General features: G+C 48.7%; 26 protein-coding genes. 20 read left to right on the top strand and 6 right to left on the bottom strand.

What is annotated here, in order from left to right; all coding sequences use genetic code 11:
- Window positions 1-66: 66 nt before the first annotated feature.
- Complete coding sequence (locus IE181_RS14130) at window positions 67-2259, bottom strand: TonB-dependent receptor (protein ID WP_191254018.1); 2193 nt, start codon at window positions 2257-2259, stop codon at window positions 67-69.
- 248 nt (window positions 2260-2507) lie between these two features.
- On the opposite strand from IE181_RS14130, the gene sfsA reads away from it, so the two are divergent.
- From sfsA to IE181_RS14060, 14 genes are all read left to right on the top strand, one after another.
- Complete coding sequence (gene sfsA, locus IE181_RS14125; RefSeq protein WP_191254016.1) at window positions 2508-3200, top strand: DNA/RNA nuclease SfsA; 693 nt, start codon at window positions 2508-2510, stop codon at window positions 3198-3200.
- A gap of 28 nt (window positions 3201-3228) precedes the next feature.
- Entirely contained in the window at window positions 3229-4053 is an 825-nt protein-coding gene (map, locus tag IE181_RS14120) for a type I methionyl aminopeptidase (RefSeq protein WP_191254014.1), read from the top strand.
- A 22-nt stretch (window positions 4054-4075) separates the two neighbouring features.
- Window positions 4076-4783 (top strand): RadC family protein, encoded by a 708-nt coding sequence (gene radC / locus IE181_RS14115; protein WP_229819459.1) that lies wholly within the window; start codon window positions 4076-4078, stop codon window positions 4781-4783.
- Between the two features lie 32 nt (window positions 4784-4815).
- Window positions 4816-5232 carry an NUDIX domain-containing protein gene (locus tag IE181_RS14110; RefSeq protein WP_191254012.1) on the top strand — a complete coding sequence of 139 codons (417 nt, stop codon included), beginning with the start codon at window positions 4816-4818 and terminating at the stop codon, window positions 5230-5232.
- A gap of 277 nt (window positions 5233-5509) precedes the next feature.
- A complete protein-coding gene (locus tag IE181_RS14105; RefSeq protein ID WP_191254010.1) occupies window positions 5510-5824 on the top strand; it encodes an AtpZ/AtpI family protein in 315 nt (104 codons plus the stop codon).
- Window positions 5825-5913: 89 nt separating this feature from the next.
- Window positions 5914-6663 carry a F0F1 ATP synthase subunit A gene (locus tag IE181_RS14100; RefSeq protein WP_191254008.1) on the top strand — a complete coding sequence of 250 codons (750 nt, stop codon included), beginning with the start codon at window positions 5914-5916 and terminating at the stop codon, window positions 6661-6663.
- Between the two features lie 60 nt (window positions 6664-6723).
- Complete coding sequence (locus IE181_RS14095; protein WP_191254006.1) at window positions 6724-6951, top strand: F0F1 ATP synthase subunit C; 228 nt, start codon at window positions 6724-6726, stop codon at window positions 6949-6951.
- A 107-nt stretch (window positions 6952-7058) separates the two neighbouring features.
- The gene (locus IE181_RS14090) at window positions 7059-7604 is read left to right on the top strand and encodes a F0F1 ATP synthase subunit B family protein (protein WP_191254004.1); all 546 of its coding nucleotides are present in this window, start codon (window positions 7059-7061) and stop codon (window positions 7602-7604) included.
- Window position 7605: 1 nt separating this feature from the next.
- On the top strand, window positions 7606-8109 hold the full coding sequence (locus IE181_RS14085) for a F0F1 ATP synthase subunit B family protein (protein WP_191254002.1): 504 nt from the start codon (window positions 7606-7608) through the stop codon (window positions 8107-8109).
- A gap of 148 nt (window positions 8110-8257) precedes the next feature.
- Window positions 8258-9181 carry a cation diffusion facilitator family transporter gene (locus IE181_RS14080; protein ID WP_191253999.1) on the top strand — a complete coding sequence of 308 codons (924 nt, stop codon included), beginning with the start codon at window positions 8258-8260 and terminating at the stop codon, window positions 9179-9181.
- Window positions 9182-9315: 134 nt separating this feature from the next.
- Window positions 9316-10680: a DUF4910 domain-containing protein gene (locus IE181_RS14075; RefSeq protein WP_191253998.1), complete on the top strand. Its 1365-nt coding sequence runs from the start codon at window positions 9316-9318 to the stop codon at window positions 10678-10680.
- Between the two features lie 41 nt (window positions 10681-10721).
- Complete coding sequence (locus IE181_RS14070; protein ID WP_191253997.1) at window positions 10722-11468, top strand: formyltransferase family protein; 747 nt, start codon at window positions 10722-10724, stop codon at window positions 11466-11468.
- 82 nt (window positions 11469-11550) lie between these two features.
- Window positions 11551-13212, top strand: a complete 1662-nt coding sequence (locus IE181_RS14065) for an amidase (protein ID WP_229819458.1) — start codon at window positions 11551-11553, stop codon at window positions 13210-13212.
- 93 nt (window positions 13213-13305) lie between these two features.
- On the top strand, window positions 13306-14298 hold the full coding sequence (locus IE181_RS14060) for a GlxA family transcriptional regulator (RefSeq protein WP_191253996.1): 993 nt from the start codon (window positions 13306-13308) through the stop codon (window positions 14296-14298).
- Between the two features lie 245 nt (window positions 14299-14543).
- Here the strand turns inward: IE181_RS14060 and IE181_RS14055 are convergent, their stop codons facing one another.
- Window positions 14544-15494: a hypothetical protein gene (locus IE181_RS14055; protein WP_191253995.1), complete on the bottom strand. Its 951-nt coding sequence runs from the start codon at window positions 15492-15494 to the stop codon at window positions 14544-14546.
- A 146-nt stretch (window positions 15495-15640) separates the two neighbouring features.
- The gene (locus IE181_RS14050) at window positions 15641-16756 is read right to left on the bottom strand and encodes a helix-turn-helix domain-containing protein (RefSeq protein ID WP_191253994.1); all 1116 of its coding nucleotides are present in this window, start codon (window positions 16754-16756) and stop codon (window positions 15641-15643) included.
- 284 nt (window positions 16757-17040) lie between these two features.
- Between IE181_RS14050 and IE181_RS14045 the strand changes: the two genes are divergently transcribed.
- A complete protein-coding gene (locus IE181_RS14045) occupies window positions 17041-17874 on the top strand; it encodes a DUF2306 domain-containing protein (RefSeq protein ID WP_191253993.1) in 834 nt (277 codons plus the stop codon).
- An 80-nt stretch (window positions 17875-17954) separates the two neighbouring features.
- Here the strand turns inward: IE181_RS14045 and IE181_RS14040 are convergent, their stop codons facing one another.
- Window positions 17955-20216 carry a xanthine dehydrogenase family protein molybdopterin-binding subunit gene (locus IE181_RS14040; protein WP_191253992.1) on the bottom strand — a complete coding sequence of 754 codons (2262 nt, stop codon included), beginning with the start codon at window positions 20214-20216 and terminating at the stop codon, window positions 17955-17957.
- Window positions 20197-20703: a (2Fe-2S)-binding protein gene (locus IE181_RS14035; RefSeq protein WP_191253991.1), complete on the bottom strand. Its 507-nt coding sequence runs from the start codon at window positions 20701-20703 to the stop codon at window positions 20197-20199. Before IE181_RS14035 ends, IE181_RS14040 begins: the two co-directional genes overlap by 20 nt.
- Window positions 20704-21235: 532 nt before the next feature.
- Here IE181_RS14035 and IE181_RS14030 point away from each other — a divergent pair.
- The 5 genes from IE181_RS14030 to IE181_RS14010 all read left to right on the top strand — a co-directional run bounded on the left by IE181_RS14030 (window position 21236) and on the right by IE181_RS14010 (window position 24029).
- The gene (locus tag IE181_RS14030) at window positions 21236-22156 is read left to right on the top strand and encodes a DUF7832 domain-containing protein (protein WP_191253989.1); all 921 of its coding nucleotides are present in this window, start codon (window positions 21236-21238) and stop codon (window positions 22154-22156) included.
- A gap of 53 nt (window positions 22157-22209) precedes the next feature.
- Window positions 22210-22593: a hypothetical protein gene (locus IE181_RS14025; RefSeq protein WP_191253988.1), complete on the top strand. Its 384-nt coding sequence runs from the start codon at window positions 22210-22212 to the stop codon at window positions 22591-22593.
- 105 nt (window positions 22594-22698) lie between these two features.
- Complete coding sequence (locus IE181_RS14020) at window positions 22699-23058, top strand: arsenate reductase (RefSeq protein WP_191253987.1); 360 nt, start codon at window positions 22699-22701, stop codon at window positions 23056-23058.
- A 129-nt stretch (window positions 23059-23187) separates the two neighbouring features.
- Entirely contained in the window at window positions 23188-23508 is a 321-nt protein-coding gene (locus IE181_RS14015) for a DUF6768 family protein (RefSeq protein WP_191253986.1), read from the top strand.
- Between the two features lie 41 nt (window positions 23509-23549).
- A complete protein-coding gene (locus IE181_RS14010) occupies window positions 23550-24029 on the top strand; it encodes a glutathione peroxidase (RefSeq protein ID WP_191253985.1) in 480 nt (159 codons plus the stop codon).
- 83 nt (window positions 24030-24112) lie between these two features.
- Here IE181_RS14010 and IE181_RS14005 read toward each other — a convergent pair whose 3' ends face one another.
- Window positions 24113-26590, bottom strand: coding sequence for an ABC transporter permease (locus IE181_RS14005; RefSeq protein ID WP_191253984.1), 2478 nt, complete (start codon window positions 26588-26590; stop codon window positions 24113-24115).
- Window positions 26591-26737 lie beyond the last annotated feature (147 nt).

Genomic DNA, 26737 nt, shown 5'->3' with positions numbered 1-26737 from the left:
GCAAGAAAAATCCCCGGAGAGAGTACTCCGGGGATAATGGTTTAATCTGGTATGATTTCAGTAATCTTAGAACTTCGCGCTAAGAGCAAGGCCCCATGTGCGTGGTTCGTTAACAAAAGCAGTATTGTTGTTGAAGTCGATACCGCCTTTAAGGTTGCTTTCGTTGGTGATGTTACGACCAAAGACTGCAACTTCATACTGACCGTCGTTGAACGTCAGACCCATGCGAACGCCACCTTCGAAATCACCGTTGGTGTAATATTCACGTGTTTCATACAGGAACAGGTTCTTTTTGCCTTCGAGGAACCAATCGGTTGTGAAGAAGAAGTCACTGCTGTCAGAAACAGGGTATGTGTATGTTGCTGTAAAGTTTACGAGCCATAGCGGCGCCTGTGGCAGTGCATTGCCGTCAACCAGGGCAAAGCCGTCAGCATTCAGACTGTTCACAACTGTACACATGCCGCTACCGCATGTGCCAACAGCAAGTGTATCGTCCTTCAGCTTGGTTTTATTGTAGCTGATGCCAGCTGTGAACGACAGGTTCTCACTTGCAAGCCACTCAAGGTCAGTCTCGAAGCCGTAACCAACTGTTTTGTCAGCATTGACCAGTTGGATAAGGTTGTTGGTACCACCAACAGCGGTAAGTTGCTGATCTTTCATCTGCCAATAGTAGACAGAACCGTTCAGACGTACACGGTTGTCGTTCAGAGTGGATTTGAAACCAACTTCACCAGACGTGATAACTTCTTCCTTAGCGACAGATGGTGCAGCAAAGAATGCAATGTCACGGCCCTGAATAGATGGTGCACGGAAGCCCTGTGCCAAACGCGTGTACACAGACAGGTTATCATCAACGATATGATTTACTGCAATGTCCCAGCTCAGGCGGTCTGCGGATGCTTCTTCTGTGAAAATAACACCGACCGCGTTTACAGCATCCAGGTCTTTTTGGTCATCTGTGTAGCGCACGCCAACAGTTACTGTTGTTGCGTCAGAGGTATCATAAGATACTTGTCCAAACAAAGACCATGCCTCGTTTTCATGGGTCACTGTAGATGGTGACGTGAAGAAAGGATTAGTCGAAACAGTCAGGTCATCTTTGAAATAGTAGAAACCAGCCTGCCACTGCAGCGCTTCATCCGTGTTGCTTGCAAGACGGAATTCCTGAGTGAACTGATCCAGGTCGTCAACACTGTCTTGTGTCTGGCTGTTGAACGGGATCACACCTGGGCCCATTTCCGGCAGGTAAACAGCACCGTAACCGCCATCAATATCGCCAAGACTGCGACCATCTGCCTGTTCAAACGCAGTGATAGATGTCAGGGAAACGGTATCCATGTCATAAGTCAGCTTCAGATTGGCACCAAAGTTGTCATATTCCTGTGGGTTGTTGTCGCCTTCATCAAAATAAACAGTGTCACGATCATAATTGTCGTTCAGTTCGTTGCTGCCTGTGGTCAATACGTTGGCACGGAAAATAGTTGCCGTTCCGTCAAGTGTACGAGCATGTACGTTCAGAAGGGCTTCAAAGTTTTCATTCGGGCTGAAGCGCGCAATAACACGACCAGCAACATCTTCAAAACCGCCCATGGCATCATCCTGACCAGTGTAGCCATTGTCGATCCAGTCGTCGCGACCAGCATACAGGCCGGATACACGGACAGAGAAAGTGTCGCTTACAGGCAGGGTAGCAGCAGTGCGAATGCTGCGGGTGCCGCGGCTGCCGTAGGATGCTTTCAAGTATCCTTCAACTTCATCGCCAGGCTTAACGCTGTCAAACTTAACGATACCTGCTGGTGTGTTACGACCGAACAGTGTTCCCTGTGGGCCACGAAGAACTTCGATACGCTCAACGTCAAACAGCGGGAATGATTTGAGGACAACGCGCTCCATCACAACTTCATCCATAATGATGGATACAGGCTGAGAGGCAGCAAGATCAAAATCTGTGTTACCGAGTCCGCGAATGTAGAAACGTGGTGCTACACGGCCGTTAGAGGATTCTGCGTTCAAACCCGGGATGCGAGCAGCAAGCAGGCGAATATCGCCGCCACCAGCAGCAAAGTTATCATACTTCTCACCGCGCATGGTTGTTACAGAGATTGGAACGTCCTGCAGGCTCTGTTCACGTTTTTGTGCAGTTACAACGATTTCTTCCAGAGTTACAGAGTCAGCTTGTGCAAAAGCACCAGTTGATAGGGCAGCAAAGGAAGTACCAGCAGCAAGCATCATCGCGCTTTTCCGCAAAGTGGTAGTCATGGCGTTTCTCCGACATTGAAAATACAAATAATCCGTGAGCATTCTGTGCTCCTCAAGAATTGGCGTGAGTCATAGCAGGAAATTAGAATTTTCGAAGTGAATCTCGTCCTTCTTGTCAAGAAAGTGCAACATTGACGGTGCTGACTGTTGTAATCTGGCAACGACTATGCCCATTTAGAGGGAAAAATAGCGCAAAACCCTATAAAAATGCGCGCTGGCTATACGGTGATTGTTAAACGGGATTGGGTATGAAGTTCGAAGGCAAACTTACAAAAGGTATCTTAATTAAACGGTATAAGAGATTTTTGGCGGACATCCAATTAGCTGATGGATCTATCATTACGGCGCACTGTGCGAATTCTGGCTCCATGATGGGATTAAAGGAGCCGGGTAGTACGGTATGGCTATCCCCCAATACCAATCCCAAAGCCAAACTGGATTGGCGCTGGGAAATGGTTGAGGCGGATGGTGTCAAGGTGGGTATTAACACCAGTAGGCCGAACCATATTGTGGAAGAAGCTATTCTTGCCGGAAAAATTCCAGAGCTGACCGACTTTGAAACACTGCGGCGAGAAGTCAAATACGGCCAGAACAGCAGAATTGATTTGTTGCTTGAGGGTGCACAGTCTATTTATGTGGAAGTGAAGAATGTTACGCTTAAGGTTGGGGAAGAAGCCCGGTTTCCTGATGCTGTAACCGCACGCGGCACAAAACATTTGCTGGAACTCATAGATATGGTAGCCGCGGGCCACAGAGCCGTAATGGTCTATCTGGTGCAGCGCCCAGACTGTGAAATTTTCACCGTGGCTCGCGATATTGATCCAGCGTATGCCGAGGCATTGAAGGCTGCAAATGAGGCAGGTGTGGAGTTACTGTGTTATAAGTGCAAACTTGACGAGACAGAAATATCCGTGGATACAGCGGTAAAGATTAATTTGTAACAGAACTAAGAAAAGAACCTAGGACAGCATGACCTATATTGACGCATCTGAAGCACCCAAAACCCGCACTGGCGCCATTAAATTGCATGGTAAAGAAGCCTTCGAAGGCATGCGCAAGGCCGGCAGACTGGCAGCAGAAACGCTCGACTATATTACACCGCATGTACGTGCGGGTATCACAACCGAGGAACTGGACCGGTTGTGTCATGACTTCATAACGGATCACGGGGCGATTGCGGCACCCCTTAACTATAAAGGGTTTCCCAAGTCGATTTGTACGTCGATCAATCATGTCGTCTGCCACGGTATTCCCGGGCCTAAAAAGCTGAAAGAAGGGGATAGCCTGAACATTGATGTGACGGTTATCCTAGACGGCTGGTACGGCGACACGTCACGTATGTTTTTCGTTGGCAAGCCAAAGATATTGGCGCAGCGTCTTTGCGACAACACTTTTGAATGTCTCTGGAAGGGGATCGAGGCTGTGAAGCCTGGGGCGCATTTGGGGGATATTGGTGCAGCAATTCAGGAACATGCAGAAGCTAACAGGTTTTCCGTAGTTCGTGACTTTTGCGGCCACGGTATTGGCCAGATGTTCCACGATGAACCTTCCGTCATGCATTTTGGTAAAGCAGGCACAGGGCCAGAGCTGAAGCCGGGAATGTTTTTCACTATCGAACCTATGATTAACGCAGGCAAAGCGGGAACTAAGGTTCTGGCAGACGACTGGACGGCGGTTACGCGTGATAAGTCGCTTTCCATGCAGTTTGAACATACTATGGGCGTTACCGAGGACGGGGTAGAGGTTTTCACCAAGTCACCAAAAGGCTGGGACTGCCCACCATATTCTCTTTAACTTATAGCTTATTGTTTGTCATTTGGGGGGAACGGCGATCGATAATAAAAAGAATGCGGTATCACACGGAGCGGGGCACCGGCAGCGGCTCCGTAACCGATTTTTAAAAGGTGGTCTGGATAGCGTTGCAGACTATGAAGTTCTGGAAATGCTGTTGTTTACAGCCATTCCAAGGCGTGATGTAAAGCCACTGGCGAAACAGTTGATTCAGGCATTTGGTAGTCTTGGCGGTGTCTTAACTGCTGATGTCACGGCTCTTAGAAAAATGGACGGCTTAGGCGACGCAGCAATTGGTGCGATCAAGACAGTGCAGGCTGCTGCTGTCCTGCTTGCAAAGTCAGAAATGATGGACAGACCCGTTGTGTCCAACTGGAAGGCTCTCCTGGATTATGTTCGAACGCGCCTTGTCCATGAAAAGCGGGAACAGTTTAGGGTTTTGTTTCTGGACCGCAAAAATACCATATTGGCTGATGAAAAGCTGGGCGAGGGTACGGTGGACCACACGCCGGTATATCCGCGAGAGATTGTACGGAGAGCACTGGAACTTCATGCCAGTGCATTGATTTTGGTGCATAATCACCCTTCAGGCGACCCGTCACCGTCTAAGGCTGACATTGCCATGACACGTGAAGTTGCAGAGGCGTGTAAAAAACTGGACATAATGGTTCATGACCATGTAATAGTCGGCAGGTATGGTCATACAAGTTTCAAATCCAAGGGTCTTCTTTAATGCTTTTGCAGTGGCGTAGAATTTTCGAAGCTATGCGAATCCCTAGACGTTTGCCAGTTTCGGCGAAGGCAATTCTGGTTACACGGGATGGCAAAGTACTGGTGATGCGCAAAACATCAGGTCTTTGGGATTTGCCGGGCGGCAAAGTTGATGACGGTGAGAAAATCCGTAAGGCTCTGAAGCGCGAAGTGTTGGAAGAAACTGGCCTGAAAGCGAAGAAGTTTCGGTATGTTGCCAGTTGGGTCAAAGCACACCCGCATGTTGGCGACCGCTATGTGATCGTCTATGAGGCTGATTTGAAGCATAATGCCAAGCACTATGAAGTTATGCTATCTGAAGAACATGATAGCTATGAGTTTATGAAACCTCGGGCAGCCCTGAAAAAGAAACTGGCATACGGCTATAAAACTGCCATATCGATGTGCGACCGTCGTATGGGGAATGTATAAGACGATTTGAGGGCGATGTCTCGGCTTATTGTCACTAAGTTTCCAGTTGTGCTCAATTCCAAAAAGTCATACCTTTACAGTATGTTAAGGTGCCCTCTTTGAATATTAAGTACTGGTGTGTATGCGCTCCTTTTTGAAAGTATAAAACGGGGGGAATCCTGTTCTTGACATCCCTTGCCCTCAACACTATGTTGCGCGTGCCTTTGGCAGTGATTCTGTGTCTATGATTGAGATACGCTGCTTTTGGGTTGCGAACTAGGGATGACGGAGTAAGGCTATGACTGATCAAGAGCCAAATCTGAAATCTCTGGACGATCGGCTTAAAAAGGCCCGCAGCCAGGTAACCGAGGATGTGCAGGAAGATGCACCATCACCGGTTGGAATAGCCTGGAGGTTAGGGATAGAGCTGGTTGCCGGTGTTCTTGTCGGTTTGTTAATCGGCAATACACTGGATGACTGGTTAGGAACTAAGCCGTTGTTTCTGATTCTGATGTTGTTTCTCGGTTTCGGGGCAGGGATCAGAAATGTTGTTCGTGAATCCAAACGCATGCAAGTCTTGCTGGAAGCAGAATACAAATCCAAAGATAAATGAGTTTTTAAAAGGCAAGCCTAGTACGCTCTAATCCGAACCAAGTGGGGTGAGGTACGAAGCAAGCCATAGCCGAGAAAGAGACGATAGTCGTGGCACATAGTCCTCTTGAGCAGTTCGAAATTAAACCTCTCGCGGAATTTCATATCGCAGGGGTTGATGCATCCTTCACCAATAGCTCGCTGATGATGGTTATTGTTGTAACTTTGGTTACGCTTTTCCTGACTGGTGGTATGCGCAAAAGCGCCCTGGTTCCTGGCCGGTGGCAGACAATGGTTGAAATGGCGTACGAATTTGTCGCCAATATGGTCAAAGAAAATGTCGGTAAAGAAGGGAAGCAATATTTTCCTTTCATCTTCACTTTGTTCATGTTCATCCTTGGCTGTAACCTTCTTGGCATGGTTCCATACAGCTTTACCGTAACAAGCCATATCGTTGTGACCTTTGCCCTGGCGGCAACTGTCTTTGTCGGTGTGACGCTTATTGGTTTCTTCAAGCATGGTCTTGGATATCTGAAACTTTTCGCACCATCTGGCGCGCCTGGCTGGCTGCTGCCTTTGATCGTGGTGATCGAAATCATCAGTTATCTGATCCGTCCAATCAGCCTGAGCGTTCGTTTGTTTGCAAACATGCTCGCTGGTCACTTGATGATGAAAATTTTCGCAGGCTTTGTAATCAGCCTCGGGAGCATCGGTGTTGCAGGATATTTTGGCGCAGTATTGCCATTTGCCTTTAACATCTTCATGACTGGTCTGGAAATCCTCGTAGCTTTCCTACAGGCCTATGTATTCGCCATTCTTTCCTGTATCTACCTGAACGATGCGATGCATCCTTCGCACTAAGATACGGTTTGAACTTAACTACGTAATAACTTGACTATTTAGAAACAAAAGGAATTCAAAATGGAACTCGAAGCTGCAAAAGCAATTGGTGCTGGTATCGCAACTATCGCTCTGGCTGGTGTTGGTATTGGTCTGGGTAACATCTTCGGTAGCTACCTGAACGGTGCACTGCGTAACCCATCTGCTGCACCAAAAGTATTCGGTAACCTGCTTCTGGGCTTTGCCCTGACAGAGGCGGTTGCTCTGTTCGCTCTCGTTATCGCATTCCTGATCCTGTTCGTACTTTAAGTTTCGAACGTCTGGAGCCTGCGCATGCGGGCTCCTTATTCAGAATGTAACGGGTACTGATGGGGCCAGGTTTTCTGACCCTGGGTGCCAGATAAGAGAGACAGGACATGGCTACTACAGCTACTACAGAAGTTGCGAATAAAGAGGCTGGCGGTTTGCCGCAGCTTGACTTCACAACATTTGAAGAACAGATCGTATGGCTGTTTCTATCCTTCATCGTTCTCCTTGTTATTGTATCCAAGGTCGCACTTCCACGTGTAACCAAGGTTCTTGAGGAGCGCGAAGAGCGCATTGCAGGTGATCTTGATAAGGCTGAGACACAGCGTCGTGACGCTGATGAAACTAAAGCTGCTTATGAAGCATCTCTTGCTACTGCCCGTGCCGAGGCGCAGGCTGTAATGGCGGAAGCCAAGGCGCAAATCCAGAAGGACATGGCCAAAGCCCAGTCTGAACTCGATGCAAAGCTGAATGCAGAAGCTGCAAACGCAGAAGCTGCGATCAGAGCTGCAAAAGACAAGGCTCTTGAAGGGCTTGGTGATATGGCAAAAGACATCACACGTGATTTGGCTGAAAAGCTGGCAGGTGTTGATGCGTCGGACGCAGATATCAACAAAGCTGTTGAGAACGCCTTAAACTCTGCGAAGGGAGCATAACATGGCGGCAGGTGAAGCATTTTACCTTGATCCAACATTTTGGGTTGCTGGCTCCTTTGTGGTTTTCATTGGTGGTGTAGTGTACGCGAAAGCGCACAAGACTATTGGTGCCATGCTGGATGAGCGTTCTAACGCTATCCGCAAGCAGATCGAAGAAGCACGTTCTCTTCGCGAAGAAACAGAACAGCTTTTAATCGATTTCCAGCGTAAACAGCGTGATGCGGAAAAAGAAGCCGCTGACATGGTTGCGCAGGCGAATGAAGACGCAAAAATTCTTGCAGATCAGGCGAAGGCTGATATTGACGCAATGATCAAACGTCGTACACGTATGGCGTCTGAGAAAATTGCGCAGGCTGAAGCACATGCAGTCAAAGAAGTGCAGGCAGCGGCTGTTGCTGTTGCTGTTGAAGCAGCTTCTACTGTGCTTGGCGACGCTCTCAAGGGCAAAGCTGGTACAGCACTGATTGACAAGTCGATCAAAGAAACAGGCGCTAAACTACACTAGTAGGTGTTGGCGTTTCAGAGTTTGGATTGCTCTGCTATATAGTTGGAAACGCCGGGACTGTTCCCGGCGTTTTTTCTTTCTGGATGTTCGATTGACATTCCGAAAGAGCTCTCTATTTTTTACCGGCGATAAGCAGGAATACAGTGTTATGACGCGTGATAGACAAGACAGTTTAATGCGGTGGGCATCCCGGGCATCAGTTATGGTGGCCGTTATCCTGATCTCTATAAAGGGTGTGGCTTGGTGGCTCTCTGGCTCTGTTGCTATGTGGGGGTCACTTGCTGACAGCACGCTCGATTTGGCTGCGTCTCTAGTTACGCTTTATGCCATTAAGTTAGCGTTGCTGCCACCTGATGAGGACCACCGATTTGGTCACGGTAAGGCCGAGGCTCTGGCCGGTTTGTTCCAGGCATCTATTATGTCTGGCTCAGCAGCGTACCTGGCACTGGAAAGTATTGGCCGTATCTGGTCACCAGAACCGGTTAGTGCCACTAATTTGGTGATGGTTGTCTCTGCGGTGTCCATCGGGTTAACACTGCTTTTGATCTTGTTCCAAAGTTATGTGATCCGACACACCAAGTCACTGGCAGTATCTGGGGACCACCTTCACTATAAGGGTGATTTATTGCTGAATGCCGGTGTAATCCTCGCGGCTTTTCTGGCCGGTGCCGGCTATATGCTTGCCGACGGTATCATCGGACTGATGATTGCAGCATATATTCTGTACGGTGCTTACGATATTGTTGTTCCTGCCATTCATATGCTGATGGACCGGGAGTTTTCTGATGAGGAACGGGAGCAGATTTTCAATATCGTCATGGAAGGGAATGGCGTTCTGGGGGTGCATGATCTGAAAACACGCACATCTGGCCGTGATAAATTTATCCAGATGCATTTGGAAGTAGACGGTACTATTACCGTGCATGCGGGTCACCTGATTGCGGACGAAGCGGAGGCCGCGCTGAGCGAAGTGTTTCCGGACGCAGAGATACTGATCCATATCGATCCGCCTGCACCGGCTGAAGTATCAGAAGATCTGACCATTCGCGAAATCGCCCATATTGAAGACTAGTCTTTCTTGGTCTGTTTTTCACAGTGTGATGCCTAGTCTGTCTTAATTGATAGTAATTACTATGGTATTTAAATTGCACTCACTAAGATCACGTTATAGTTTTCTAGTCAAAGAGAAGAGTATGAGCGCTGATTATGTTAAATTCTGTAGATCGTGATGAAGAGTATTTATTATTAGATAAGGCATTTGATCACTTATTTCCTATTTTGCGCTCGATTACAGGTCCGGGTCTTGAGCGTTCCTTGGACTTTTTTGAAAAATTCATGCCTCTACAGAGGGAGCTAGTGCCCTCTGGGGCCAAGGTTTTTGATTGGGAAGTTCCGTTGGAATGGCACTGCAAAAGGGCAATGCTCACGGCTCCATGCGGCACTGTCATTTGTGATACTGACGTTAACAACCTTCATGTTCTGAATTATTCTGAGGGCATCAAGGGTAGATTTTCGCTTGAGCAGTTGCAGCCGCATTTGCACAGTCTTCCGTCGCTACCGACTGCAGTTCCCTATGTTACCAGTTATTATCAGCGTACATGGGGTTTTTGCCTGAAGCATGAAGATCGTGAGAAGCTTGCACCCGGGACCTATGAAGTCAGTATTGATGCTTCGTTCAAAGAGGGAGGTGTTCCGTTCGCGCATACCTTGCTTGAGGGCCAGGCCTCTAAGGAAATATTGCTTTCCAGTTATCTGTGTCATCCGTCACTTGCAAATAATGAGTTATCAGGCCCATTAGTGCTGTTGGCACTTTACAACCGTATTAAGAAGTGGCCCCGTCGTCGGTATAGTTACAGGTTTTTGCTTAATCCTGAGACGATTGGAGCACTGTGCTTTCTATCAAGGTATGGAGCGCAGTTGAAAGATAATTTGCATGCTGGGTTGGTGCTGACATGTCTTGGCGGACCAACGGATAAATTGCGGTATAAGGCAAGTCGTAATGGCGATAATATCTTTGATAAAATGTTGTCGAAAAAACAATATAAGCAGTTAAGGCTGCCTGAGCAGGTTATCGCAACACCGTTTTGTCCGCTAGGAGGGTCTGACGAAAGACAGTATGGTGCTCCGGGCATTCAGTTGCCCGTTGGGCAAATTGCACGTACGGTTTATGGCGAATATGATGGGTATCATAACTCACTGGATACAAAGGAATTTATGTCAATTGATCAGCTTGTGAAAAGCGTTGATACGATTGAAAGTCTGTTGCTTTATGGCGAGGTCGCCGACTGCCCTGTTAATTTATTACCCTTTGGGGAGCCGCAATTAGGTAAGCGGGGACTGTACCCTAATATGAACAACGCCTCATCCCGGGAAAAATCAGACGATACAAGAGTTGACGGGCGTACTGAACTGAACAGGCGTTTAAAACTTTTAAATATGGCTGATGGAAAAACCGATCTTTTTGAAATTGCAGAGGCAGCTGACTGCCAAATTGATGATTTGATAGCAGAGGTTGAGAGGTTAGAGGAAGCTGGCATGATTGCTTATCACTGTGAGTTACCCAAGTTATGAAAATAGCCTTTATAACGGGGTCCCATCCCAGGCATGCCATGATGGCCAGAGCCTTGGCCGAGACGGGGGCGCTTGCTGGCCTTATTGTGGAGCAACGGGAAGAACACATGCCCCTTCCGCCACAGGGGTTGAGCAGTGATCTTGAAAAACTTTTCATTCATCATTTTCAGAAGCGCAAGGATGCAGAGACACGCTTTTTCTCTTCCAGTGACTTACCGCGAGTGAAAACCCTGCATGTCACGAAAGAGGACTTGAACGGTGAGGCTGTCGGAAGCTTTCTTCAATCTATCAACCCCGATATTCTGCTAAGCTACGGCGTACATATGCTATCGGAGGAGACCCTTTCAGTCGTGCATGGCGAAAAATGGAACATCCACGGCGGTCTTTCACCTTGGTATAGAGGGGCAATAACTCATTTTTGGCCAAGTTATTTTTTGGCACCACAAATGACAGGAATGACTGTGCATGATTTGACTATGGAGTTGGATCAAGGCGATGTCGTGCATCAAAATGCAGCGCCGTTAGTAAAAGGTGACGGCATTCATGATTTAGCTTGTCGGGCAGTTCAGGGACTTGCAACAGAGCTACCAAAGCTTCTGCAAGTATATTCAGAGAAAAAGATACTTCAAAAAAAACACCACCGTACATCAGGACGGCTTTGGCGTTCTAAAGACTGGCATCCTTCGCACCTTCGCTTGATATATGATTTTTATAATGATCGAATTGTAGATGCATATCTTGCTGGTGAGTTGGAGCAAACAGATCCTGACTTGTGGCGACAATTCTAATAATGTCAATTGGGTAGCAGAACTGCATGTGTGCAGTCGCAAATAGGCTTTCAACATTTGAAAGCAGCATAGGAGGGGGCTAATGGGACTAACAGGAAAAAGAGGGATCGTATTATCAGCGTTGATGCTGACGGTGGTTGCATGTTCAGAGGCCACACCAACAACACCAACAGAGGGAGTGACAAGTGATGACACGTCCTCTGATTCAATCGTAGGCTATCAGCCTCGGGGGATTTTGTCGAAATCCCTACCGGAAATTGCCAGTGCCGTTCAAGCAGGAGAAGTCACTTCAGCAGAATTGGTTCAGCTCTATATGGACCGAATTGAAGCTGTGGACAGGTCTGGGCCTACCCTGCAGTCAGTGTTGACCTTAAATCCTGACGCAGTAGCACAGGCCAAAGCCCTGGATGCGAAAATGGCCGCAGGCGAGATTGTAGGTCCGCTCCACGGTGTTCCGGTCTTGCTGAAAGACAATATTGAAGCGAAAGATCCTATGCCGACCACGGCCGGGGCATTGGCCCTGAAAGACAATATGACTGGCCGTGACAGCCCGCTTGTTAAGGGACTGCGTGATGCAGGGGCAATCATACTGGGCAAGACGAATTTAAGTCAGTGGGCAAATTTCAGGTCCGTTGATTCCATGTCCGGTTGGTCCGCGCTTGGCGGTCAAGTGCGAAACCCGCACATGCTGGACAGAAACCCCTGTGGATCAAGTTCTGGCTCAGGTGCAGCTGCTGCTGCCTCCCTGGCAGCGGGAACGGTCGGCACGGAAACGAACGGTTCTATCATTTGTCCTTCAAATGCAAGCGGCATTGTCGGCTTCAAACCAACGGTTGGGGTAATACCGCAAGACCATATCATACCCATATCCGCGACGCAGGACACCGCAGGTCCGATGACCAAAACCGTGATGGGCGCAGCCATGATGATGAATGCCATGGCAACAACCACACCGGACGTGGATTATACGACCCGATTGTCCCCAGAGGCACTGAAAGGGGTGCGGGTTGGAGTTCTCCGGTTTGCGGAAGGGGCCTATCATCCGGTTATTGCCAGATTTAATGAGGCACTGGCGGATATCGAAGCCGCTGGTGGCATATTGGTTGAAATCACAGACCGGCCTTCTGTACCAGACGGGTTTGGTGCCAAGGCATATGACCTGCTGAAATATGAATTTAAGGATGGTTTAAATAAATATCTGGCATCCACCGATCCGGCGCAGGTACGGGTACGAACGCTTGCGGATTTGATTGCTTTTAATCTGGAACATGCGGATGTGGAGCTTGCTTTATTTGATCAAAGTATATTGTTGTCATCTGAGGAGATGGCGGATGTTGACAGTGCTGACTATAAAGCCGCAGTAGATTTAGTTCGGGAAACCACACAGGACAACGGCCTTGATCTGTTACTGGCTACCTATGATGTGGATGTATTGGTTGCACCGTCCGGTGTTGTGGTGCCGCGTGTTGATCCGGCGAACGGTGATGTATGGCCCGCTTGGCCAGGGTATGGGTCTCATGCTGCACGGGCAGGCTATCCACACGCCACTGTTCCGATGGGGGAGGTTACTGGACTTTCTGTTGGTCTGTCTTTTATCGGGGGATATATGACGGATGCTGCGATTTTGTCCTATGCCTATGCCTATGAGCAGCGGTCACAGAAGAGGCTGGAGCCGCGTTATTTAAAGGATGCGGAAGACCTGCCCAGAGTTGCCAAAGCAATGAAGCCGTACAAGCCAGAGTAAAACTATAACCATGGCGTAAAATGTCGTATTAATGACATTTACGCCATGGCGTTGCAGGGCTATCATCCAGCATTATGCGATGAAAGGCCCCGAATGACCCATTTACTTCCTAAAGCTGACGGCAGAGACGTTTCTGTTGCCTTTGTCCTTTTTGATAATTTTGAAGCACTCGATTTAACTGGCCCACGTTCAGTGCTGGCCATGGGGAATGATGTTGCGGGGTGCGCTTTCAAACTGACTACCCTTTCTGTAACCGATCAGATGGTGACGACTGAATGTGGTTTAACCCTGAAAGCAGACAGACTCGTGGCGGAAGGTGATCAATTTGACATCGTCTTTTTCCCCGGCGGGGCTGGGTGCAGGCAGCTGGATTTATCAGCAGCAGACCGCAGGAGGCTGGTTGATTTATGTAACAACGCCACCTTGGTCGCAACTGTGTGCACAGGGGCCTATATTTTGGCTGAACTCGGCCTTCTCGACAATAAGGCGTCTGGCATACATTGGGATTTTGAGGAAGACTTTAGAAAGCGGTATCCAAAAGTGGCTGTGGACGGCGTGTCCCTGTATTTGCACGATGGTAAATACTGGTCATCAGGCGGTGTCACGGCTGGTATTGATATGACGCTGGTCTTGTTATCGCGTCTTTATGGTGACATGGCTGCGGGGCAGGTTGCCCGACATTTAAATCTATATGTGCGCCGGCCCGGCAATCAGGCGCAGTTTTCCGCACCATTATCGCTGCAGACTGCGCAGAACAAAGAAATTGAAAAGATATTAAACTGGGTGCTGGATCATCCGGCAGACGCAGCAAGTGTTACTGAACTGGCAGAAATAGCAGGCCTGTCGGAACGGACATTGATACGGCGATGTAAGAAGCTGACCGGGTTGTCACCGGCCCGATATGTCGAACGTATTCGCCTTGATCTTGCGCGCCAGTCATTATTGTCCCCGGATATTAGCCTGAAGACTGTTGCGGCACAGTCCGGATTTTCTTCAGTAGACAGTTTCTCCCGGGCTTTTGAAAGGGTCTTTGAAATGCGCCCAGCTGCATACCGTGCGTTATTATCGAAAGTACTTGAGACATGAGACTATATGTTCAACTGCTAGTTTGCTGTTTTAGTCATTTGCTGCTTGGTTTCAGTGTGACGGCTACTGATATGGTCTGGCATAGTCAGGATACTTACATTCAGTCAAACACTGTCAAATTAGCAGCAACCACACCATCCATGTTTTGCCTTTCGGTGATCACAATTTCACGAATGTTGCGACCGGCGGACGGTATGACCTTGTACCGATACTCAAGGCATGGCTGAATACCATCCATCCATCATTTACGGAGTGATGGTAAATTCCAGCAGCATGCCTTTTTTATCGGCATCTGGTACCTCTGCGATGGCGCCGTATGTGCCTGGTTCCAGCGTTAGTGTGAAGTAGGCGCTAGAACCCGCAGGCATCACGTCATTAATGCCACCAACAAAATGTAGGGGGGCTGGCGTTTCTAACCCCTCCTTTTGCTGCCAGTCCATATAGGAAACAGCAGTTGACTTATCTTCGGGGCTGTCGATCTTAAAGAAATGGATATCCTGTCCGCTGGCTGATGGGTACCGGATTTGGGTTTGAAAGTTTACTTTGATGCTGTTAACGCCTGCTTGCAGGCTCCCTGCTGACAGATGGAATCCCTTGGCGTCAATGGTGAAAATTGCATTTGCTTCGGGTTCTGCCATGCCGCCTTCTTCTGCCAATACGGTTAGGGGCAGCAGCATCGCCAGTTCACCTTTCTCATAGCTGGCAGAATGGAAAACGCCGTTGGATTTTATGTAACATTCGATGATATAATTTCCAGGTTCCAGATACATGGTGGCCTCTGTGGTTAAGCCGCCTGCGGTAAATCCGGGCCCGCCGTGGTATGTCAGGTCTTGGAACCATGCTGGGATCGTTGCGAAAATTTCAGCGGCACCAGTGTTTTCACCCTGCATCATGGCGTCATACCCAGCCTGAAAAACACTCCCCAGGTCATCCGAGTAATCCATAGCTGTGATACCGTCTGGCAATTTTGCCACCAGTGCGAAATGTAGCATATTGTCACTGTTTTTCAGGCGCATAGTGGTCCAGCCGGATTTAATGGTTGCAGGGCCCTCAAACCGCATGTTTTTGGCGGTAATTTCCAGAATATTTTCCGACTTTACTGGTTCGTCGCTTTCAGGTGGTGCCGCGGATTGGCCGCAGGCCGTAAGAAAAGTCCCGATCAGAAGAAATGAAATGACCTTTGATAGAACAGACATAAGCCGCCCCCCTTGACGCTGATTTCATGAGGGAAGGTATCATAAATCACAGAATTAGTCGACAGAACTGCGCTTTTGGTCGGTCAGGACGCTACGTGATGCAGGCATTTCAATCAGACAAAAACCTTTAGGGGCTAGAATCTGTATTAGGCATTTTGACCAGAATTATTTCCTGATTGCGCGTTACGATATTCGCTCGGTGTCATACCTGTCAGTGCTTTGAAAGCTCTGGTGAATGGCCCAATGGAGGCGAAGCCACTGTCGAAACTGATGGTTAAAATGGATTTTCTTTTGTTGTTTGGGTCCGCAAGTAATTTTTGCGAGTAGCTGATCCGTAGCTGATTGATAAATTGGTTGAAATTATTGGCACCTAAGTCGTTTCGAATGGCGTGGCTGATCGCATGTTCTGAACATCCCAGTTTCTGGGCAATGTCGCAGACCTTTAGGTTTTCCTGAAGAAACAGAGATTCTCCGATTAGCAGATCGTGGATTTGCCGAGCAAGGGGAGATAAAGATTGTACCTCTACAAAGGGGCCTTCTGATTGTTCCAATGTGTTTGGTGGCATGGTAGGTGGCATGTTTGCTGCCGGATAAAAGCGACTGAAAAATCTGTTCGCGGAATATTTCCAGACAAGAAGTATCTGGGTATTGATCATGACAAAAACGATAATAGCGGCAATGCAAAACTCGAGTGTTTGTGGGGAGCTTGCGGTTAGTCCTTCTGCGATCTTGCTACCTATCAGAGCGCTGCTGAAAACCAAGAGGAAAAAGATCCTCTGCCCTTTTCCTTCCGCTGTATCTTTCTTGAAATTGCGAACACCTTCCCAGAAGGTTAGAGCGAGGATGCAAGACGAAAGCAGTAGTGTAAATTCCCCCAGCATATAGCTGACAAAATTATCCGGTGACGGCGAGATGAATTCAATTCCCTGCAGGAAGTGATACCCCTGATTAAGTGCAACCATCAGGGCAATGGCGAGGGCAACCGCGATATGCTGTATCTCCAGAGCATTCCGACGCCGGAATAAAACCCGACTGAGGAGCCAGAAAGCATTGCATGTAGCACTGGCGCCAATGCCGATCAGGTAATGGAACGGCGTGATAATAGTTGCTGAAAGTTGTTTCACCATGAGAAAGGCAATGGACGCACAGAATATTGCAAACAGAAGATGTGCCTTGCTGGAACGGATGAATTTCATTTGAGCAAGAATCAAGAGAATACTGAGAGCCAGTAGCAGGGCTTGTAATGTAAACAGACTTATCATTTTTACCTATTCACTTCTTATACAGTGGACCAGATCCCAGACCTGTCATTTTCCGTTATGACCTTTTTTTACATAAAAAATAAAAAGGTCTGGCCGAATTTCAAATTCGGCAAGAAATATCTTTCAATAAAACATATCTATGCGTGATCTGTATGGATCAGCGTTAGTGCCATTGTCGCCGAAGTGCGGCACTGCCGTCGGTACAAACACTGACCATGAACCACAGATACTAACACTATACCCAATAAATAAAAAAAGACCAAAAAGCGATAAAGAGGAATATCATGACATCTCGAACTAAAGTAGCAGCGGGCTTCGTTAGTCCCGTATTTGCCAGAAAAGCGATAGAAAATTCAGCGAAATTCTGGTTCATGACCGTGCTTGGCGGGCAATTGATTTTCTCCTACTATATCATTGCGTTCTATTATAAGGCAGTGGCACTGTGGGATATTGAGAGATTCAACAAGGTCATGCCTGCTGGCTATATTGAAGGTGATGTAGGGGGCAATATATCTGTTGTTGCCCATGTTATATTTGCCGCCATTATTACCGTAGGTGGGCTCCTGCAATTAATACCGATGATCCGTAGTAAACTGCCTGCGCTGCACCGCTGGAATGGCAGGCTGTATATACTTACTGCAATGATTATGAGTCTAAGCGGTGCCTACATGATACTGACTCGGTATGACAAAGTAGCAGGTGACTTTTTTGGGCAGGTGACCTTGATGCTTAACGGCGTGATCATTGTCACATGCGCGGTTATGGCGTTTAAATACGCGCGTGTGAAAAAGTTCGCGAAACACCGCGAATGGGCCTTACGGCTTTTTGTTGCGGTCAGTGGTGTTTGGATGTTCAGAGTAGGCTTAATGGCATGGCTCATGATACATGGCCGGCCCGTGGGTTTTGATCCAGCTACTTTCTCAGGACCATTTTTGACGGTACTATTCACAGCGGTTTATGTATTGCCCCTATTTTTCCTGGAGATATATCTGCGTGCTCAGGCTCGGGGAACAGCGGCTCAGAAGCTTTTTACTGCCACGGGCATATTCGCCCTTAGTTTGCTAATGGCTGCCGGTATTTTCAGTGCTACAATGGGCATGTGGCTACCGCGTATTTAGCTTGTCAGGTTTGCTTCCTCCCGACCGGGAGGAAGCGTGACCAGATTAATGACCCCAGGCAAAAGCTGCCATGCGTATTTTTATACTTTGGCTTGGTCCCCAAGCGGCAATGAGGTGATTTGTGCCCCTGTTGCATTTTCGATCGCGCCCACAATCGCCGGGATCGCAGCAGGTAAAGCAATTTCACCAAGGCCCCAGGGTTCGCCGCCACTTTCAATGAACTCGATCTGAATATGCTTCGGCGCTTCGTCAATACGCAGCAGGCGATTTTGGTCAAAGTTTACGCTTTGCGTGGCGCCTTCCTCTATATCCACCCCCTGATGGAGAATGGTGGACAGGGCATCATGAATACCGCTTTCAATTTGCGCCAGTGCGCCCGTTCGGTTGATAACTTGCCCACAGTCGATGGCGCCGAAGACACGTTCCACAGTTGGCCAGCCATCTTTCATGGATACATCGACGACAAATGCAGCATATCCGCCGAAGGTCATGTGGCTTGCAATCGCACGCCCCCATCCTGCTGGTAGGTCCGTTTGCCCCCAGCCTGCCATTTCAGCGGCTTTTTTCAGAACATCTTTCGTTTTCTTGGTGCTTGTGAAGCGTTCATCAGCGTTGGTAAAGGGCATCCAGTCTTGAATTGTTAGCTCTTGGTCCTCTCCTAGTGTCCGCAGACGGAAGTCCAGCGGGTCTTCATCATTTGCCGCGGCTAACTGGTTCAGCATGCCTTCCACGACCATACCAGCAATACAGTGCCCCGGACCGCGCCATGCGCCAACAGGTATCCGGCTGTCAGACGATATAGCCTGGACCTTTACGTTTTCAATCAGCGGGACTGGCAAGCCGCGCAGGCGTACCCCCCACTGGCAAACGAAAGTCCCACCCCAAGCGCTCAGGTTTCCACTTTGATCCAGCGCGGCTTGCATTCTGACGACGGCGTGCGGGTTCAGGAAGTCATTTTGTGCATCATCTTCGCGGGTCCAGAACACTTTGATTGGGGTGCCTACCTCACGGGATAGGTGCACGGCTTCCATCACATTGTCCCATGACCATTTTCGCCCAAGGCCACAACCGATCCGTCCGTGCTCAACTGTTACTTTGTCCATCGGAAGGCCGGTAAAGGCAGCAACTTCGGAAACCGCCGTGCTTGGAGACTGATGCGACAGGCGTAGAAGACACCGGTCCTCTGTCCAGTGGGCCGCGGCATTCATTGGCTCCATGTTAAAGTGACCAAAGTAGGGGAAAGTATAGGTTGTCTCCACGATGGCTTTGGCGTCACTGATAGCAGTGTCAAAGTCACCTTTTTCAAACGAGGCAGCTGGCTCACTTTCGGTGAATTGCCGGTCTGCATTTGAAATCAGCCACGCAGAATTCATATGCGTGTTGGGGCCTTTGTTCCACTGAACAATAAGTTTTTCGCGGCCTTTCAGTGCAGCCCAAAGGCTTTTGGCAATAACAGCAACCCCCGGCCGGTTTGGTTTGTCTGTAGTCTCATAGGTGTTCAGTGCAGCAATTTTGCGCACATCCGTTACACCCGTTACTTTGCGTGTCTCAGTGTCATCGAAACTGGCGACATCTCCACCCACATGCGGACATCTGGCAAGAACCGCAAATTGTTGTCCTTCGATATCCATATCAATGCCGTAGACTTCTGCACCGGTAACAATTTCGCGGGCGTTCTTCTGCCCTTTACCAGTGCCAATCAGGGAAAAGTCTTTAGGGTTCTTAAGCGGAATAGCAGTACCGCGCATGCTGATCTTGCGAATAGTGTCGCCGCGGGAGAGGTCCTCAAGATACAGATCATCATTCGGGAGCTTGAGGGCCGCGTCAACAAAGTCTGCATACGGGTAGCTCTTGCCGTCCAGCAGGATGTTGCCAGCATGCGTTTTAATTTGGTTTTTAGCGACGCCGTGTTCCGCCGCTGCTGCGCGCACGATAAGGTGGCGTGCGTAGGCCCCGCATTCCCGCATGATTTGCCAGCTGCGGCGCATGGAGCCACTGCCGCCGGTTCCTGTGGTGGCATATAATTCATACATCTGCCCCTCAGCATTTTTGACCGGGGTATAGGTCATGCGGTGGACGGTGACGGTATTCCAGTCCGCATCCAGTTCTTCTGCAACCAACATCGGAACTGACGTTTCAACCCCTGTACCCATATCTGCGATCGGGGCACCGATAATGACGCTATTGTCCGCATTAATTTTCACGAAGGGACCCAGCATACCCCCGAACAGGGCCTCTGCACTGGTTTCAGCAGCGTTATTGGCCAATAAGGACGGCGCAATGACAACCAGGGCACCGCCCATGCCAAATATTTTGAGCGCATCACGCCTTGTTGTTTGCATTGTCGCCTCCTTCTGAAAGCGCGGTACCGTTCATCACAGCTGCGGCTTTGTGAATAGCCTTGCGCATACGGAAATAACTGCCACATCGACACAGGTTATCGTGATGTTGGTCTATATCTTCATCCGTGGGCGAGGGGATGCGTTTAAGGAGCGCGCTAAGTGCCATCAACTGCCCGGCCTGGCAATAGCCGCACTGAGGAACGTCTTCGTCGATCCAGGCTTGCTGAAGCGGGTGTAAGCTACCGTCGGTATTTGCAAGTCCTTCAATGGTGGTGATGGAAGCACCGTCAGGGACGTCGCTCATCTGGATAGAGCAAGACCGGGTAGCCGTTCCGTCTATGTGAACGGTGCATGCACCGCATTGCCCGATGCCGCAGCCGTATTTTGTACCTTTAAGCGCCAGATCTTCTCGGAGGAACCACAAAAGAGGCATTTCCTCGTCACCGCTGAACTGGCTGGTATTGCCGTTAACTATCATAGTTTTCATGTATATCCCCCCGGGGTTACGCTTGACTGACCTCCCTTGTGTTTGTGCGATCAAGCCACTGAGCATCCCTACTTTTGGTACAGTAGATACTGTACATCCCTTGAAACGCTACCAAACGCCGGATTTCGGAACAATTGGCATTTCGTTTATAGGCGCACGCGTGGTGGCCTTAAGAATAAGGCCCCTTACCGGAAGTGGTTCCATTCTCAGAACAGATTGCAAAACTGAGTTAATACCAATCCACTTTGTAAGGTGTTTCGATCCTTGCAGAGTGATGTCTGTGACTAATAGAAACAAAAATAATCAAACAAGTCACAAAGACATCGGCAACAGTAGAGCTGAAAGAAGAATGAAGCTTTACGGAGCCAGATGTCACCCATAGCTAAAGGCTGTGGGGTGGAAGCAAGCAATCATCCTGCCAGTAATTTGCAATTACACAATCCAACGATAAAGAGACGGAGCCAGTTAAGTTTTGGTTGCATTATTCTGCCGTTAAGATACAAATTCAGTGGTCTTCGTTCAGGGGGAATTGATGAAGTATGATGATGCCAGTTTGCATTACGGCGGTGAAGGGTTTCCTTCCAGTTCACCGATTGAATATGGCGGTGTTCATATTGGTCTTTTCCTGAAATGGTGTTTCCGGCGCGGCTGGATTGGTGATCGTTATCTTGACGACCCCAAGGCCATGGAAGACGTGCGTGCCGTGGTGCTAGGCCAAATGACGGGTACAGATTTTCTCTTCAAATACTGCGATGGCAGGCTGACCAATGAAGACTTGAGTGAGGCTGGAAACAAATTTGCCGCTGAACATTACAACAGGATTTTGGAGAAAGTTGACGAAGCATTTCATGGCGAGTTTTATCGTTCGCCAGAGGGTGCGCTTGATTTTGAAGTATTCGCGGGGTTGTTCAATCGAGTGCATCGTGGTTCCAAAATGTCGGATACTGCCAAAATAACCCTGGTTGTTTCGCTCTTTTCTTTTGGGATACTTGGTGCGCTAGCGGGCTGGTTTCTTAGTGAAGGAGCGGGCTTGACCGCCAGAATTCTATCGACAATTGGCGGTGAGCTTGTCGGTAATATGACAATGGTGATGGCACTCACGATCTTTGGCTCGCTTAAGACCCGGTTTACGCGACATATCTCCTCTGAAGCTGATATGGAGAAGGTGTGGGACAAGCTGTACCCGAACTCCTATCTGAAACAGGTGCACTCCACCTCTTTTGGCAACAAGACATCAATTGAAAAGAGCCATGTTGCGGCATGCTTCCACTGCGAAGCTGTTTTTCCTGCCAGTGAGGTAGAGCGGTGGGTTGAAGAAAATGAGCCCCATCAGCCGACAGCCCTTTGCCCTCAGTGCAATATTGATGCGGTGATAGCGGATGCAGATGTAAGCCAGATATCGAAAGAGCTTTTGCACCGCATGAGGCTTCGCTGGTTTGGTTTGAACGGTTAAAGCTTTGGTTTGGTGTTTCTATGCCTTTAAGAAGGCTAGTCAGCGCAGCCCAAATGATGACTAAGAATAAGAAGAAGCGTCAAAAGGCAAGACGGTCTGCCAAAGCGGCAAACCCAATCAAGGCTTCTTTCGATTGGGGAGGTCTGATCATTCTCTTTGTTATTGGCGGCCTGTTTACATGGTCGTTCATGCATCGTGGTGCATCGCCTATTATGGGATTATCGCTTGGACTGTTCATTACCCTTGCCGCCCTGCCGTATTTTAACCCTGAGAAATGGAAAAAAAGGCCGTTCACTTGCGCTCTGTTTGGTGCAGTATTCGGCGGAAGTGTTGCTATATCCAGAGGCGCAGGAGTTGAGATGATAATTGTCGCGGTTTTGATCGGGGCTGTCGTTGGGTTTTTCGCCACCAGTTGGATTCCTTATATCAATCCATAATTATGGTAAGTTTATCCAGTGACCACGTGATATCAGGTTGAAAGTGGAAGCATTATTCACATAGTGTGCACATTAATTATCATCAGCTTTAAGGTATTTATTGGTATGTCACTTACAATATTCGGAATTAAGAACTGCGATACGGTGAAAAAGGCATTGAAGTGGTTGGATGCTGAGGGAACTGCCTATAATTATCATGATTTTCGCAAGGATGGTCTTGATCTGGCGCTTGTAGAACGCATGCTTGCAGGTGTTGGGGCGGATACGCTTGTCAATAAACGCGGCACAACATGGCGCAAGCTGACGGATGAGCAAAAAGCCGCTGTAGAGACGGATCAGGTTGCCAGTCTACTTGTCGCCAACGATGCACTTATCAAGCGTCCGGTTTGGGAGAAAGACGGCGTATTCCGCACAGGATTTGCAGCCAAGGATATGGATGCGTTGCAAACCTGGTTAAAGTCCTAACAGTATTTCATTTATTTCATTTGGGGATATTGGGTATTTTGTGAATATCGTCCCTGCCTTGCTACCCCGTGGATAGAAGCGTAGACTGCAAGAATAGTGGACGCATAAAACCCTTGGGAGGCGCGTGAAATGACAGACATCAAGGACCCCCGATTACCGAAGAAGGACCAGCCGGGTTTGTTTCCTTTGCTGTGGATAACGATGAAGGGCCCTTTGGGGCGCTGGCTTTGGCTGGTGATGATGTTTACCCTGTCTTTCACGGCGATATTTTTTGTTGCGGCAATTGAGTTTTGGCAAACGAGTGACCCTCTGACAGCGATTAAGTCAGGGTTTGTCGCGCTTTTTTGTGCCTTGATGGTTGCCATGATGAAGTTATGGATGTGGTTGGAGATGGAGAAAACGTCTCTGTTTCTATTGCTGAAAGCATCCGACACGGAAGATGAGGCGTAGAAAGCCTACACGGCACGGCAAAGGCATTGGGAGAGGATAGTATGACCAGCATATTTGATTTTAGCTGCAAAACCCTGCAAGGGAAAGACAAGGCGCTTTCTGACTATAAGGGGCATGTGGTTTTGATTGTGAATACCGCATCAAAATGTGGATTTACACCGCAGTTTGCAGGACTGGAAAATCTGTATAAAGACCTGCAGGAAAAAGGGCTGGTTATCCTTGGTTTTCCCTGTAACCAGTTTGGTAGTCAGGACCCCGGCTCCAACGAAGAGATTGGAGAGTTTTGTCAGCTGAATTACGGCGTAAGCTTTCCGATGATGGCCAAGGTTGATGTAAACGGGGATGATGCAGACCCGATATTCAAGCATTTGAAGGCTGAAAAACCCGGCATTCTGGGGTCCAAACGCATCAAATGGAACTTTACAAAATTCCTGTGTGACCGTGAAGGCAATGTGGTGAAAAGGTTCGCACCATCCGACAGGCCAGAGCAAATCAGGCAAGCGATCATGGACCTTTTGTAAGGGATGATCCTCTAAATAAGATTCTACAGGGCATATAATGTGAGGCAGCTCTGTAGCTGCCTCTTTTTAGTGGTAAGTGTGGCTTATTCAAACCTAAGGGCGTCTGCCGGGTGGGCGCGGGCCGTTGAATAGGTTCTGCCTGCGACCGTTAGTATGCCAAACAGGGAAACCAGCACGGTTGCCAGCAAAAACGGTAACAAAGACATATCAATTCGGTATGTAAACTGGGATAGCCAGTCATTCATAAAGTACCAGGCAACCGGCCATGCAACCAGATTTGCAACGAGAATAGGTTTCAGCATGGCCCATATGAACAGTGATATGATGTTCATGTTGGTGGCACCGAGCACCTTGCGAATGCCTACTTCCTTGGTACGCCGTGTCGCCATGAAGGCAGCAAGACCATACAAGCCAATGCTGGCGACCAGTACGGTCAGGATGGAAAAGGCAGTCAACAAAGACCCCTGTCTGCGGTCCGCATCATATTGAGCGCCCTGAATATCCTCGATAAACTGGAGGTTCATCGGAGCGTCCGGGAAGAGCCGTTGCCAGATATCAGACGCTGCTGTTTGTACGGTCTGTATTTGGCCAGGTTCGACCTTAAAGCTGACGGTGCCAACGAATGTGGGCAGATAATAAAAGATCATTGGCTGGGTCGGCAGGCGTGCATCGCCGAAATGGACGTCAGGGATCACACCGACAATTGTCATCTCATTATTTAGATTATCTGGCTGTGATATACGCAGCACTTTGCCTATTGCTTCTGATGGAGAATTGTACCCAACACGCCCAACGGCACTTTCATTCAGGATAACAGTGCCTGTGAAGCTGCCAGTTTCACCGCGGCCCACGGGCAGATAATCTGTGCCGTATTCTTCACTGAACGTCCGCCCGGCAATCGGGCGAATACTGTAGGTTTCAAAATAATCATACCCGGCAGCAATAAAGGGCATGCTTGTAGAGTCTGTGCTATCAATCGCATCGGAAAAGACTGCAAACGAGGCAAAGGCTGCATTGGTTGGAATACCGCCAGAGACGGTAGCAGACCGTACGCCGGGCAAGCGCTCTAACTCAGTCTTTAAGGAAACTGCATCAGCATGCGGATCTTCGGTAAGAGGAAGGTTGAGCACGCCAATGTCTTCGGTGTCATAACCCAAATCAAGCCCCGTCACATAGCTTGTCTGAGAGTAGAGAACCGTAGTAGCGATAATCAGGCCGATACTGATGGCGAACTGAAAGGTAACAAGCCCGGACCGCAGCAAGCCGCTGCCGTCACTGCCGGACTTATTGGAATGGAGCACTTCACCCGGACGGGCCCGGCTGACAAAAAAGGCAGGGTATGCGCCGGATGTGATGGCTACAACCGATACAAATAGCAGGAAGATTATCAGCCCAATTGGGGAAAACAGGGGAGCGGTGCTAAGCGACAGGTTCAGAAGGTCATTATAAAAAGGCAGCAGCAATTCAACCAGCATCACTGCAATCAGGGATGAAAAACCAACAATCAGCCCGGCTTCCATCATAAATTGTGTGATCAGTTGACGACGTTTTGCCCCAAGTGTTTTTCTAAGTGCAACCTCTTTCGAGCGTTTCAGCGACCGCGCAGTTGATAAATTGATAAAGTTGATCCCTGCAATCAGTAACAGCAGAACCGCAATGCTTGTGAAGGCATAAACAGTGAACATGCTGCCATGTGGCTTCATGTCATTGGGAACGCGGTTGTCCAGATGGATATCCTGCACGTTAATCAGACTTAGCTGAAAATAATCCCGCGGTTTTGTATTTGCATAGCTGGGCACCTTTGGAACCACGTCGTTCCGATCAGAAAACGCAGGGAAACCAGCTTCAAGTGCTGCTACACTGGCAGGGCTTTTCAGCTTTACATAAGTAAACGTGCTGGGGAAAAACCAGTTGGTAGTCAGCCCCGGTGTCGCATTTTCGATCATTTCCTCGTCAAGGGGAACGAACATGTCACCGATCAGGTGGCTTTCGTCTGGTATGTCAGCAAAAACAGCAGACACCTGATAGTCGCGCTGGCTGCTCCAGCCCAAAATTGTCAGGACTTCGCCGATCGGATTGCGGTCACCAAAATATTTCAGGGCCATGCTTTCGCTGATAGCAATGGACAGGCTGTCTTTGGTGGCGGTCTGGGCATTTCCCCGTGAAAAGGTCAGCGGAAAAATCTGATAAAAGTCCTGGTCAATGTAGCCAATGGTTTCGGCGAACAGTTGTTCTTCTTTTTTTACTGTTTGTTGTTGGGGGATTAACCGGGCACTGGCATCAATATGATCCCGGAAGTCGTTGGTGATGCCAGGGGCGACACGGGCAGGTACAGCTGCTCCTGGCAGTGGCCCTCTGCCTGACAGGACATAGGTGCTTTCGACACGGAAGACCCTCTCAGCATCGGGTACCCATTTATCGTATCTGAGTTCCGAGAATACGAAAAGAAAGATCAATATGCAGGCAGCAAAGCCAACAGCCAGACCAAAAATATTGATAAAGGAAAACATCTTGTTGCGGATAATTGTCCGCCAGGCAGTTAAAATATAATTTGCCAGCATTGTCCCACTCCCCTTGGGTTAAAAGCCAGTCCCCCGACCAGCGTCATATTTTTGCAGATCATAGCGATAAATACCCTGCCAATGGAATAGTTCTTTGGTTTACGCAGGAACACCCTGGACAATTGGCTACTAGCCGGCTTGAGAATG

Source organism: Kordiimonas sediminis (assembly GCF_014656395.1).
Taxonomy (GTDB): Bacteria; Pseudomonadota; Alphaproteobacteria; order Sphingomonadales; family Kordiimonadaceae; genus Kordiimonas_A; species Kordiimonas_A sediminis.
Note: the sequence above shows the minus strand (reverse complement) of the source record. Positions and strands in the feature narration are given on the sequence as shown.